The organism is Corynebacterium sp. HMSC073B01 (assembly GCF_001838255.1).
Taxonomy (GTDB): Bacteria; Actinomycetota; Actinomycetes; order Mycobacteriales; family Mycobacteriaceae; genus Corynebacterium; species Corynebacterium jeikeium_D.
The window spans coordinates 25939-39128 of record NZ_KV836148.1 but is presented as its reverse complement, the minus strand read 5'-3'; the positions used below and the strand labels follow the sequence as shown (position 1 = coordinate 39128).

General features: G+C 59.5%; 9 protein-coding genes. 4 read left to right on the top strand and 5 right to left on the bottom strand.

The annotated features are described in order from the left end of the window. Positions 1–52: 52 nt before the first annotated feature. A complete protein-coding gene (locus HMPREF2849_RS03475) occupies positions 53–1303 on the top strand; it encodes a D-alanyl-D-alanine carboxypeptidase family protein (protein ID WP_210401358.1) in 1251 nt (416 codons plus the stop codon). Here the strand turns inward: HMPREF2849_RS03475 and HMPREF2849_RS03470 are convergent, their stop codons facing one another. The 3 genes from HMPREF2849_RS03470 to HMPREF2849_RS03460 all read right to left on the bottom strand — a co-directional run bounded on the left by HMPREF2849_RS03470 (position 1304) and on the right by HMPREF2849_RS03460 (position 3975). Further along, the gene (locus HMPREF2849_RS03470) at positions 1304–2329 is read right to left on the bottom strand and encodes a YhjD/YihY/BrkB family envelope integrity protein (RefSeq protein WP_070549728.1); all 1026 of its coding nucleotides are present in this window, start codon (positions 2327–2329) and stop codon (positions 1304–1306) included. It lies immediately after the preceding gene. Positions 2330–2391: 62 nt separating this feature from the next. Then, the gene (gene trpS, locus HMPREF2849_RS03465) at positions 2392–3447 is read right to left on the bottom strand and encodes a tryptophan--tRNA ligase (RefSeq protein ID WP_049171954.1); all 1056 of its coding nucleotides are present in this window, start codon (positions 3445–3447) and stop codon (positions 2392–2394) included. Positions 3448–3543: 96 nt separating this feature from the next. After that, positions 3544–3975 (bottom strand): hypothetical protein, encoded by a 432-nt coding sequence (locus HMPREF2849_RS03460; RefSeq protein ID WP_016422144.1) that lies wholly within the window; start codon positions 3973–3975, stop codon positions 3544–3546. Positions 3976–4165: 190 nt separating this feature from the next. Between HMPREF2849_RS03460 and HMPREF2849_RS03455 the strand changes: the two genes are divergently transcribed. Further along, positions 4166–6853, top strand: coding sequence for a DUF6541 family protein (locus HMPREF2849_RS03455; protein WP_070862602.1), 2688 nt, complete (start codon positions 4166–4168; stop codon positions 6851–6853). Positions 6854–6881: 28 nt separating this feature from the next. Here HMPREF2849_RS03455 and HMPREF2849_RS03450 read toward each other — a convergent pair whose 3' ends face one another. After that, positions 6882–7838 (bottom strand): exodeoxyribonuclease III, encoded by a 957-nt coding sequence (locus tag HMPREF2849_RS03450; RefSeq protein WP_049190319.1) that lies wholly within the window; start codon positions 7836–7838, stop codon positions 6882–6884. Between the two features lie 43 nt (positions 7839–7881). After that, entirely contained in the window at positions 7882–9192 is a 1311-nt protein-coding gene (locus tag HMPREF2849_RS03445; protein ID WP_016422141.1) for an MFS transporter, read from the bottom strand. 396 nt (positions 9193–9588) lie between these two features. Between HMPREF2849_RS03445 and HMPREF2849_RS03440 the strand changes: the two genes are divergently transcribed. Together HMPREF2849_RS03440 and HMPREF2849_RS03435 are read left to right on the top strand one after the other, a co-directional pair. After that, the gene (locus HMPREF2849_RS03440) at positions 9589–10578 is read left to right on the top strand and encodes a molecular chaperone DnaJ (protein ID WP_070862601.1); all 990 of its coding nucleotides are present in this window, start codon (positions 9589–9591) and stop codon (positions 10576–10578) included. A gap of 265 nt (positions 10579–10843) precedes the next feature. Further along, positions 10844–13066 carry an NADP-dependent isocitrate dehydrogenase gene (locus HMPREF2849_RS03435; RefSeq protein ID WP_070862600.1) on the top strand — a complete coding sequence of 741 codons (2223 nt, stop codon included), beginning with the start codon at positions 10844–10846 and terminating at the stop codon, positions 13064–13066. Positions 13067–13190: the final 124 nt, after the last annotated feature.

Sequence of the window (13190 nt, the reverse complement as noted above, 5' to 3'; positions counted from 1 at the left end):
ACACACGACGAATACGTCATTTCGGGTGACGTTTTACTACCCTTATTTCATCATGTTTCCCTCTCGCCGCTTCTCATCTGCCGTTACGCTGCTAGCTACCAGCGCTCTGCTTCTGCCGAGCACCGCCCCTGCAGCCATGGCGCAGAGCACCTCGCTTACCGACGACGCCCCGATTGTCGGTCCCGCACCTGATATCCGTGACACGGAGGGCTGCCCCTACAAGACCTTTCCACCAGCACCAGTGGATTCCTCTGAGGTTCCGGCTCCCGGCGAAACATCTCCCGCTCCACTTCCGGTTCCTCAAAAGCTGGCTGGAGGTAGCAAGATGTCCGCCTGCGGCATTGTCAGCGGTGAGGGGTTTGACGTTCCGAAGGACCTCTCCGCCTCTGCATGGACGGTGTTCGATTTGAAATCCGGCGATGTCCTTGCGGCGAAGGACCCGCACGGCCGCTACCGTCCGGCATCGATTATTAAGGTGCTGCTGGCGATGGAGGCAATCGAGAATTTGAAGCTCGACACCCCAGTCAAGGCGACCTTCGAGGACGCGAACATGGAGGGCTCTCGTGTCGGCATCGTCGAGGACGTGAACTACTCGGTAGAAACGCTCCTGACTGGTCTGTTGCTTAACTCCGGCAACGACACCGGCCACGCCTTGGCTCGCGAACTTGGTGGCATGGATAAGACCACAGAGAAGGTCAATGCCCTGGCAAAGAAGTTGGGGGCGACGGATACGCGAGTGGTCAACCCGACTGGTCTCGATGCTCCGGGACAGATGACGTCGGCATACGACATGTCACTGTTCTTCCAGCACGCATTCAACAATGAGATTTATCGCAAGCTCTCGGCCACCCGCCTGGCCACCATCCCCGGAGACAAGGCTCTCGAGGTCGATGACTTCGAAATCGCCAACGACAATCAGCTGATTGCCCAGGACTACCCCGGCGCCCTTGGAGGCAAGACTGGTTTTACCGACGATGCCCGTCATACCTTCGCTGGGGTGGCTGAGCGCGATGGCCGTCGTCTCGGCGTCATCGTTCTCGACGTCACTGTGGAGGATTCACCGCGCCCCTGGGAGCAGGCGGCATCGCTTCTCGACGCCGGCTTCGCGGCACCGCAGGACAGCTCTGTCGGTGTCCTCGAAGCGGAAGCGACTGAGGATAAGTTGGTAGAAAAATTGCCCGATATCCTGGACAACGAGTCAACAGGAACCGGGCTAAAAATTACTGTCAGCGCTGCCATCGTAGGTGTCATCGCATTGATTGCGATGGTCACCTACCGCTTCGGCAGACGCGATCGCGGCTAATTATTTCGAACCGAGCAGGCGGTTCAATCCGGACGGGTTGGCCGCTTCCGCACGGACGTTAATGACAGCAGGAGCAGGTGCATCCAGCTCCTCGTCGGCAAGCGCTTCTTCGGTCGTCGCGGTCCAGGCAGTGGCGTACATAGTGATGCGCCAGATGAGGTAGAAAACGACCATCAAACCGATGACCGGACCGAAAACTGCACCGGCCGGGTTCGACAGGGCGTTGGAGAAGAAAACGCTACCGAGCTGCTTGACAACCTCAAGGCCAATCGCACCGATAATCGCACCCTTTGCCGCAGAGCGGAACGGGGCGCCCCCGCGCGGCAGGAAAGCGAGCATCCAGAAGAACAGCAGCCAGTTGGCGACGAGACCAATGGCGATGGCAATCAATCCCGCAATAATTGTGATTCCCGGGACATGAGCCAGACCAATCTTGTCCAGCAGGGACTGGGTCAGTCCGGAAGAGCCGGCTGCGGTGACAGCGAAGGTCAGCAGGATCATAACCAGCATGCCCAGCAGACGCAGCAGGTCGCGAACCTTTCCGATCACGAAGTTGCTAGCGCCTAGCGGGCGCTTCCACAGCTGTGTCACTGCGTTGGAGAGGTTGCCCATCCAACCAAGACCCGACCACAGGGTGGCAATGAAACCGACGGTGAAGACGCCACCTGCCTGATCGATCGCGCCTTCGATAATTGCGTTGATGGTGTCGCCCATCGACCCATCGATGGAGTCGGTGATAGCGGACTGGATTTGCTCAAGCAGCTGCTCATTGCCACGCAGCACAAGCGCGAGGATGGCAAATGCCGTCATGATTAGGGGGAAAATCGACAGCACGGAGAAGTACGTGACAGCGGCGGCAAAAAAGTTACCGCCCTGCTCGGAGTAGCGCTCCTGCATCCGCATAACGTGATCGAACCACGCCCACTTTTCGCGGAGGCGGTCGATTGCGCTCGGTTCATCGGCGTGTACACGCTCGATGCCATAGCGGTCCGTTCTCTTCGGATCTTTTTGAGTAGAGGTTGCCATGTCCCCTACCTTAACGTGCCAGCTTTCGGTACGGAGACTGAAGCGCAGAGTCTACAGCTGAATTAACGGTTGGCGGCCTTCAGGAACCCGACTCGCTCGTACACATCTGCAAGTGTCTTGGCGGCAACTTCACGGGCACGGTCAGCGCCTTCGGCCAGGATCCGTTCCAACTCACCACGATCGGCCATGAGCTCCTCATAGCGTGCACGCAGTGGCGTGGTGAATGCCTCCAGCGCATCTGCGGTATCAGCCTTCAGCTGGCCGTAGCCAGCGCCTTCGTAGCCGGCAACGAGCTCGTCGACAGGCTTGTCGGTCAACGCCGACTGAATGACCAGCAGGTTGGAAACGCCCGGCTTGTTCTCACGGTCGAAGCGGATCTCTCCGTCATTGTCGGTAACGGCCGAGCGAATGCGCTTGGCGGAGACCTTCGGGTCGTCCAAGAGGTTAATAATGCCCTTCGGATTTGCACCCGACTTGCTCATCTTCGAGGTCGGATCCTGCAAGTCGTAAATTTTCGCGGAGCCTTCCATGATGTGTGGATCCGGCACCACGAAGGTCTTCTTGTAGCGGGAGTTGAAGCGCTGCGCCAGGTTACGCGTCAGTTCGAGGTGCTGGCGCTGATCCTCCCCCACCGGCACCAGCTGTGGGCGGTAGAGCAAGATGTCGGCAGCCATCAACATGGGGTACGCGAACAAACCAGCGGAGGTATGTTCCGCGCCCTGACGAGAGGACTTGTCCTTGAACTGCGTCATACGGCTGGCTTCACCAAAGCCAGTCAAGCAGGTCAACACCCATCCGAGCTCCGCGTGCTCGGGCACATGCGACTGCACGAAGAGCACCGACTTCTCCGGATCAATACCGAGTGCAATCAGCTGTGCGGCACCTGCGATAGTGCGCTGACGCAGCTCCTTCGGATTCTGCTCGACAGTGATGGCGTGCAGGTCTGGAATGAAGTAGTAAGCGTCGAAGTCATCCTGCAGATTAATCCAGTTCTTCAATGCACCCAGGTAGTTGCCCAGGTGGTAGGAATCTGCGGTCGGCTGAATGCCGGACAGAACGCGCTGCTTACGAGCACTCGGTGCAGGATTAGTTGCCTCAGGACCCTTGCTTTCACTCATAGCCAATAAGTCTAGCGCGAGGCCCGCAGTTGAGAGTCGACGACGTACCCGTTTCGACAACACCACGGGCTTTTGCAGGAAACCGACTGCCAAAAGCTAGCCCCGACGCCCCTCGTCCCCCTGCTCCACAAGCATTCGATCGGATAGCAATTTGACGGTGCGCGCCGCAGCGGCTGGCGATTCCTCGGGGTACAGTGCGCGCACCAACGTGATCGCTGGGCGAATGCCGTGTTCAGAGAGAACACGGCGAACACGCTCACGCTCCCCCTGGGTCAACTCGAGCGGGGCTACGGGTGGCCTACGGGTGTAGGACACGACCATCACGGCTCCCAGCAGAACAATGAGTCCGAGGGAAATCCACAGTGGCCACGCGTAGGCAAAAGACAGCACGATAAACGCAACAATGACACCGGAAGTCACGACCACTGGGACATTGACAGCAGTGCCAGGGTCGTTCTGCAGACTCCGTGCGATGGCTTCCAAATCGGCCATCTGGTGCCGCTTGTTATCGCTCTCGCCGTTTTTCACTGGGGATGTCCTCTCCTTTCCTGGTCCGCACCGAGCTCGCTTCAAGTCCCGCGCAGATTCGCGCTTGGGTTTTACAGCGGCTGAAGTCCCATCAGTCCTTCTTCAAATCTTAGGCGCTCGCGTCCCAAGTGCCGAACTAACCCACAGGTATTATTGGACTAATTCAATTCTCTTATCCGTCAGGAGTCCCATGCTCGCTGCCATTGCGGTTGCCGTCTTCATCCTGCTGGTCCCAGGCGCAGTTCTCGGTTGGGCCAGTGGGCTACGTCCCACGCTCGCGTTGGCATCTGCCGGCCCATTAATGCTGGGTGTGACCGGTTTTTCCGCATGGTTGTCTCACGCGCTCGGGCTGGATTACACCTGGCTCTTCGTGGCCGGCATGTGGGCATGGTTCTGTGCTATTGGCTATCTGGTGCGCAGATTCGTCCCCCGAGCAACGCCCGAAGACGGCTTCGATTCCGGCGTTGTCACCGCGATGATTGTCGTCGGAGTTACGGTAGTCGGCTCGATGCGCGCCATGCTCGTGCTTAACGACGTCCCTGGCGGCCCCGGCGCTATCCGCGAAGCCTGGGACATGCTCTGGCATACCAACTTCCTCCGGTTCATTGACGAACATGCAATAGCCTCGCCCACCGCGGCCGGTGACCTGATGAATCAGGAGACCGGGGCCGAAATGTTCTACCCCACCGGCTGGCATGCCATGGCGGGGCTGCTGCCCGGCTCGGTCTTCCTCGATTCCAACGTGTTTGCGTTCTTGGCCCCGGCGCTGCTTCTTCCCGCAGCAACTGCGGTGCTAGCCCGCACCGCAGTTGGTCCTAAGTGGGCGGCCTATGCCGGTCCCGCAGCTGCCGTCGCGACGCTGATGCTTCCGGAGATTTGGGTGGCCCTTTGGCGCACCTCCTCCATGCCGTATCTGCTCGCGGTGGCCGCTTTGCCGATTGCTGCGGCTTTGACCATGCGGGGCTATATTGTCCCCGCTGCGCTTGCCCTGGTCGGCACGTTTATCACCCACCCGGCCGGCGCAATTGCTGCCGTGCTCTTTGTTGGCTTGTGGTTGATTACCCAACCGAGCGTCAGTGGCCTAGTTCGCACGCTAATTATCGGCGCGCTCGCCCTGGTGATGACTCTCCCGGCAGCTTTGTCCGCGAGGGGGCAAGGCGAATCCGTTGCGGGCTTTACCGGCCAAATTGAGATTTCCCGCTCCGAATCACTGTGGCGAACTCTGATTGGGTTTTCCCGCTATGCTGACGAGCCCATCTTTTCCCGGACTGTTCTGGTTCTTGTGCTCATCGGCCTGGTGGTGGCGCTTGTCTCTCGCCTGCCAGACAGCCCATGGGCTCCGTGGCCGGCACTGGTTTTCGGGCTGCTCTTTGTGGTGTCCGATAGTGCGCAGTCCCGTTGGTCTGAGCCGTTCGGCACCTATCTGAAGTTTATTGGCACTTTCTTCTACGACATGCCGTACCGCATGCAGGCGGTTATGGGAATTCTGCGCGCAGTGCTGGTCGGCTACGCAGTCGCGGCTGCCGTTGTCACGATTGTGGCTGTGGCGCAGTGGATCGTCGCAAAGCGAGATCAGCCGACCAAGTCGTGGAATCCTGCGCTGGCGATGGGGCTCGTAGCGGCACTGGCGATTGTGCCTGCGACCTGGGCGAGTGGGCCTGCTCAGCGCGAGGCAATTCGCCAGAGTTTCGGAAGCACGTTTGTGACCGCAGCGGACATGGAAGCTATTGATTGGCTGTCCGCACAGCCGCATGCGTTTGAGGGGCATATTCTCAATGACCGTCGTGACGGTTCTGCGTGGATGTATGCCATCGCCGGACTGCCGACCCTGTTCCGCCATTTCTCCTTCTCTGACAAAACTGCCGAGGCGAGCAACAAGCTGCCGATAAACGTTGACCTGCTGGGCTCACATCCGGAATTCGATGCCATGGCGAAGAAACTGGGTGTGCACTACATCATTAGTTCCCCGCCGGGTGTGAATACGGATGGCACGGAGGCGCTGTCGATGCGTTCCTGGGCATGGCACGCGCCGGGGCTCACGCCTGTGTATCACAACAGCTCGGTGATGATTTTCGCGGTCAACAAGATGTTTTCACCGGAAGAGTTGCACGCTGTTGTCAACAGTTCCCCACACCGCCCGGCGCGCCCCAATCCGCTGTGGATGCCTCCGCGCCAGCCAATCGTCCCCTCCCCCGACGAGGCTGTCGATCCGCTCGCCGGCGCGCACATCACCGTCGACTCTCGCCGCGAAGCCATCGAGGCTATCAACGCCGACCTGCCTCGCGCGCTGCGTTTGAGTGGGGATACTTCCGCTCACATCGACAGCATCGTGCAACGCGCCAGCGACAAGCTCCGTCAGCGCGGCGCAATCGTTGGCGCGCATTCGCTTGCCGACGACACGGCGAGCGCAGCCACCGTAATCGTCGGTCGCTCATCAGAGGGCCAGACTCTTTCTGGGGATAACATCGGCGATCGTGGCTTTTCGGTATCCGCTGTGGTGAAGTCTCTCGAACCTGAGGACGATGCTCCTGCCGATTGGCAGTTGGCGGCGGGTGTGCGCGACGGAATGGTGTACCGAGGTTTCAATCCGCACAGCAGTTACAGCACAAACGGGGTGCCAACCGAGTTTCGCACCGGCCTGGCGCCGGCAGTGGCGGTGAACCAGAGTTCGCGGCCGCATGCGCCGACAATTGCGCTATCGCTGGGAGCGGTGGGCGCTGAAAAACTCACCCACGATTTGGCCGACCCCGCTATGCAGGACAAATGGGCCGACGCCATCGTTGACGGCATCGCCTCCATGTTGCGGCAGAACCGGCATCTCGTAACCGCTCCCGAGCCGGAGTTGATCCCAGAGTTCGCTGACCTCGGAGCACACTAGTCCGCTCGGGGTTAGGCGTATGCCGGGTTTAGGCGTACTCCACGATCACCGGCGCGTGGTCCGTCCAGCGAAGGTCGTAGGCGGCAGGCTTATCCACTACCGAGCTGACAGCACGCTTGAGCATTGGTTCGGTTACCGCCTGGTAGTCGATCCGCCAGCCGGCATCGGTATCGAACGCCTTACCGCGGTAGGTCCACCAGGACCAAGGACCGTCGGCCTCTGGGTGCAGACGGCGAGTGACATCAAACCACACCGGATCTGCATTGAGCTTCGGGGCCTCCCACACAGAACCATCGGAGAAGGCACCGGATTCGAGCTCCTTGTCGCTGGCCTGAACCTGCGAATCCTGGGGAACCTCATCGGGCCAGCAGCCGAAGACCGAGTCCATCCAGGCACGCTCCTGCGGTAGGAAACCGCTCTTGCGGCGGTTGGTCTTCCAGTTCTTCAAATCCTGTTCGCGGTGGCAGATGTTCCAGTCGCCGCCGATGACTGCGTGGTGACCATCGCGTCCCTTGGCCCCCAGTTCCGCCAGGTAGTCGGAGAAGGCATCGAGGAAGCGGTACTTCTCATCCTGCTTCTCGCTCAGGGCAGCACCAGAGGGCAGGTAGAGGCTGGCAATCTGGACATCCGCATCCAGGCCGGTGTCCGCTGCCGGGGCAACACCACTGATAAACCGACCGGATTCTTCGAACTCCTCCGAGCCGATACCCACCTGGACGTCGTTAAGCGGAAAGCGCGAGAGAATGCCCACGCCGGCGCGCCCCTTGGCACCCAGGTTTTCAGCGCCGACCCAATGCCATCCGGCATCGAAAGCGGGCGCGAGGGCCTTGCGTGCCTGGTCGTCGGTGGCGCGGACTTCCTGCAGCAAAACGACATCGGAACTGGTGTGCTTCAGCCACTCCAGCAATCCCAGATTGGTTTCGCTGCGCTCCTTGACGGCGGCGCGGATGCCGTTGACATTGATTGTCGCGATTGTAAGGCTCATGCCCTCATACGTTACCTATGCGTGCATTACGCCTTGAAGATCCCTAGCGCAGTTCGATGCGCTCGGCCTTCTTCGCCTGTGAGCGGCGGTAAAGAACAATGGTCGGCAGAGCGATGAAGATAGCCAACATCGCCAACGTCGCGCCACCCAAAGCCGGTGCGCGGTAGCCATAACCGGACGCAATGACCCAACCACCGAGCGCCGCTCCGAATGCGTTGGCCATGTTCAATGCGGCCTGGTTGAGTGCTGCCGCCAGCGTCTGTGCGCGACCGGCGACATCCATCAGACGGGTCTGCAGATTAGGCACCAATACCGATCCCAGCAGACCGATAAGGAGGAAGTTGATCGTGCCCAGCACAGCATTCTGTGAGGTGAAGTAGAAGACGCTGAGCATGATTACCATCAGCACCAGCGCAACCATGATGCCCCACTCCCCGATGCGGTCGGAGAGCCAGCCACCGATGTAAGTACCGACAACCATGCCGATGCCGTAGGCCATCAGCACAATCCAGATGTGGTTTTCGCTCATGCCCGCTTCGCGAGTCATAGTCCAGGTGATGTAGGTGTAAACCGCGAACATGCCGCCGAAACCAACGGTGCCAATCGCGACGGTCAGCAGCACCTGCGGTGTCACCAGAGCCGAGAGCTCATCCATCGGACGTGTCTTCGGCATGCGGTTCATATGCGGCACGGCGAACCACAGCGAAACAAATGCAATCAGCCCGATGACCGCGACAAACGCGAAGGCGCTGCGCCAACCGTAAATCTGTCCCAGCACCTGCGCGGCCGGCACACCAATCACAGTCGCCACCGACAACCCCACGCCCGACAGAGCCACCATCTTGCCGCGCTGTCCCGGCTTAGCCAGGGAGGCCGCCACCAGCGCCGCCACCGAGAAATACGCGCCGTGCGGCAGACCGGCAATGAAGCGCGAGACCATGACTGCTTCGAAAGAGCCCAGTGTGCCTGCCCAAACCGTGGCACCATTGCCGATGGTAAATGCCGCCATCAGCAGCAGGAGCATGCGCCTGCGCGGAATCGAGCCGGTCAGCACGGTAATTAGCGGTGCGCCCACGACAACACCGAGTGCGTACATCGAAATCATGCGCCCTGCGGCATCCTCATCACGTCCGAAGGCATCAGCGATGTAAGGCAGCAGGCCCATGGCCACAAACTCGGTAACGCCGATGCCGAATGCACCGACCGACAGAGCCACAATCACCAAGATTCGGCGTAGATCAGAGATGTCGTCCTGCACCGGAACAGGACGGCGATGCGAGCTAAACGCTCCCGCACGACGTGCACGCGGTTTGTGGTCGTCGTTGTGGGTTGTTACTTCGCTTGACGACGTCATTGCGACCGTCTCCTTTTCTCTTCTTACGCCAGTTGGTGGACTCTCAGTTCCCCTCGACTTTCGACCCAAGACGGGCTCGCAAAACCGTGAGGGGAGCCGCAAGGGAAAAATGAGACTCTACTCCGCAACACAAAAATTTCGCTATTTAATCCGCCTGTTCCCCGGGTATTTGTGCGCGGAATAACATCTGCGGCCATTAGTGGAAGTCGCTCACTCAAGTTCTTCCCAATGCATTTTGTAATCGGCATTGTTTGCCGAGGACTACGAATTCCCTTCGAGCGTGACGGACTTCCTACCATCGAGCGCTCCGGGTCTTCGATGCTGCCGTACTAGCTACCGGGTAAATTGTTTTAAAAGATATTTCGAACTGCAATACCGATAGGATCTTGATTCACTATGGGCGACCGCTACAACCTCTATGAGTCTCTGAAGCTGGATAGCGCAGCCAGCACCGAAGAGCTCCATGCAAATCTTTCTAATCAACTCTCCGAACTGCGAGATGCTGGAGTCTCGGAGTACTCCGGCGAGTTCCAGGAGAAGCTCACTGCGCTGCAAGTGCTTGGCGATGAGGGACGTCGTCGCGAATACGACGCTTTGCTGGCCGATGAGAACGCCACCATCACCATTGCGACGCTGCGCGGGCTGGCAAATCGCCCGGTACCCACTGCGCAGGAATCCTCGTTCCAGACGCAAACCCAGCAAGCACAGTGGTCCGCCCCAACTCAAACCAGTCCTGCGACAGTAACCACCACGGTGACCACGGATGTACCACCGCTGCCTGCAAACGCCACACTGCAGAACATGTGGCAGCGCATGCCACTCATCCCCCGAATCACTACCGGCTTGGTCGGTTTTTCAACTCTGATTGGCATCATCGCAGTTCTGTACGCAATCACGCTCGGCATCCAGGGCGCCAACGATCTCGGCAGCCTAGAGTCATCGTTGGGTGATTCTTGGGATGACATCGGCTACATTATGGGCGCTGCAGCCGCCCTCGTTCTTGTTCCAGTCCTCTTACTGATGGGAATGATGCTTGTCACCTTGACCGCATACTGGATTCACTCCATCCTCCGCGGTGAAGACTCGACGGCACCAATCTTTTTCTGCGTCACCGTGGCACCACTGGCGTTGGCTATGACCATCATCCCCCTCCTGTTCTTGAGCTCCTGGGTGGATGTAGTCCTCTTCCTCGCAGGTGCCATGCTGATCGCGGCTTGCGTTCTTATGTTCCTCAAGGACATGCGCGCATGGTTCCGCGGCCAGAAACTGGTCAGGACTACCCAGTCGGCCCCGGGGCAGGGCTATGCTCCGCAGTACCCACAGTCTCAGAACACTCAGGGCTACCAGTTCGGCCAGAACAATCCTCCGAACAATACACAGAACTAAATAGGCTGCCCTGAACAACCGCGCCGGCGTGCACGACACCCCAGCGCGGTTTTTCGTATTTGAAGGGTTTGAGCGCGGGGGCCGTCGTAAAGCGAAAAATGGAATGAAAAGCGGCGAATAAGCGACAAATAATTGCGCATTTCGTGACTTACCTCACATAATTGCGTTATTCATATCACTATCACTGTTTTTGCGCTATGCCCCGACACAACCCAAGATTCAAAACTGGGTTATCGTGGAACAAAACAGATAGGAGACATGAATTATGGCGACAATTATTTGGACCCGTACTGACGAAGCCCCTCTGCTGGCGAGCTACTCGCTGAAGCCAATCGTGGAGGCATTTGCAAGCCAGGCTGGTGTCAATGTTGAAACCCGCGACATCTCCCTCGCAGGCCGCATTCTGGCTCAGTTCCCGGAGCGTCTTTCGGACGAACAGAAGGTAGAGGATGCGCTGGCAGCCCTGGGCAAGCTGGTCAAGGAGCCGGACGCCAACATCATCAAGCTGCCGAATATCTCTGCATCCGTCCCGCAGATTAAGCGCGCTGTCGCAGAGCTGCAGGAAAAGGGCTATGACATTCCGAAGTACAAGTCGCAGCCGGAAGGCGACGAGGAGACCGCCGACCGCGCCAAGTTCGACAAGGTCAAGGGCTCTGCCGTTAACCCGGTACTGCGTGAGGGCAACTCCGACCGCCGCGCTCCGGAGCCGGTGAAGAACTACGCCCGCAAGCACCCGCACCGCATGGGCGCTTGGTCCGCAGACTCCAAGACCAACGTCGCCACCATGGCCTCCAACGACTTCCGCCACAATGAGAAGTCGGTTGTCATGCCGGCCGACGACAAGCTGACTTACCAGCTCGAGGCTAACGACGGCCAGATCATCACCCTGAAGAAGGACATGCCGGTCCTCAAGGGCGAGATTATTGACGGCACGGGCATGAACGTCCACATCCTGGACAACTTCCTGCGCGCTCAGATTCGCCGCGCACAGCGCGAGAACATCCTGTTCTCCGTGCACCTGAAGGCCACCATGATGAAGGTCTCCGACCCGCTGATCTTCGGCGAGGTTGTCAAGGCCTTCCTGCCATCTGTTTTCCCGAAGTTCGAGTCCAAGCTGGCTGCCGCCAACCTGACTCCGGACAACGGCCTGGGCGCCATGCTCGATGGTCTACACAAGCTTGACGACGCTACTGCGGCGGCCGTCAAGTCCGCTATCGAGAAGGACCTGAAGGAAGGTCCGGCCCTTTACATGGTCAACTCCGATAAGGGCATCACCAACCTCCACGTTCCGTCTGACGTCATCGTTGACGCTTCCATGCCGGCCCTGATCCGCAACGGCGGCAAGGGCTGGGGTCCGGATGGTGAGGAGCGCGACACCCTCGCAGTCATCCCGGACTCCTCCTACGCAGGCGTCTACCAGGCTGTTATCGAGGACTGCCGCGCCAATGGCGCTTTCGACCCGGCCACCATGGGCTCTGTCCCGAACGTCGGCCTGATGGCTCAGAAGGCTGAGGAGTACGGCTCCCACGACAAGACTTTCCAGATTCCGGTTGACGGTGTCCTGCAGGTCATCAACTCCGCTGGCGAGGTTCTGATTGAGCACCACGTCGCCGAGGGTGACATCTGGCGCTCCTGCCAGACCAAGGACGCCCCAATCCGCGACTGGGTGAAGCTGGCCGTTAACCGCGCTCGTATCACTGGCGACCCTGCAGTGTTCTGGCTGGACCCGCAGCGTGCGCACGACAACAACCTGATCAGCAAGGTCAACGAGTACCTGGCAGACCACGACACCGAGGGTCTGGATATCCGCATCATGGATCCGGTGTCCGCTACCAAGTTCTCCCTCGAGCGCATCCGCCGCGGCGAGAACACCATTTCCGTAACCGGTAACGTTCTGCGTGACTACCTCACCGACCTGTTCCCGATCATGGAGCTGGGCACCTCCGCCAAGATGCTGTCGGTCGTGCCGCTGATGGCCGGGGGCGGCCTGTTCGAGACCGGCGCAGGCGGTTCCGCACCGAAGCACGTCCAGCAGGTTCAGGAAGAAAACCACCTGCGCTGGGACTCCCTGGGTGAGTTCCTGGCACTGGCCGAGTCCCTGCGCTACGCCGCTGAGCATGACGACGACCCACGTCCGCGCGTCCTGGCTGAGGCCCTGGATAAGGCAACCGCTACCCTGCTCGACGAGGGCAAGTCGCCGTCCCGCAAGGCTGGCGAAATCGACAACCGCGGCTCCCACTTCTACCTGGCTCTCTACTGGGCACAGGAGCTGGCCAAGCAGGACGAGAACTCCGAGCTGAAGGAAGCTTTCGCCCCGGTTGCTAAGGCTCTCACGGAGAAGGAAGAGTCCATCGCCAAGACCCTGATTGATGCTCAGGGTTCCCCAGCTGATCTGGGTGGCTACTTCCTGCCGGACGATGAGAAGACCTCCGCAGTTATGCGTCCGTCCGCTGAGTTCAACGAGATCATCGACGGCCTGAAGAAGTAGGACTAGCTGCTTGCTCCTGGCTGGCCTAGTTGGCCCAGGCTGGCCTAGGCCGACCGCCGGTTTCGGGCGATAGCCCCTCGCTCATGTTGCATTTGATGCACATGGCGCGAGGGGCTTTTTCTAT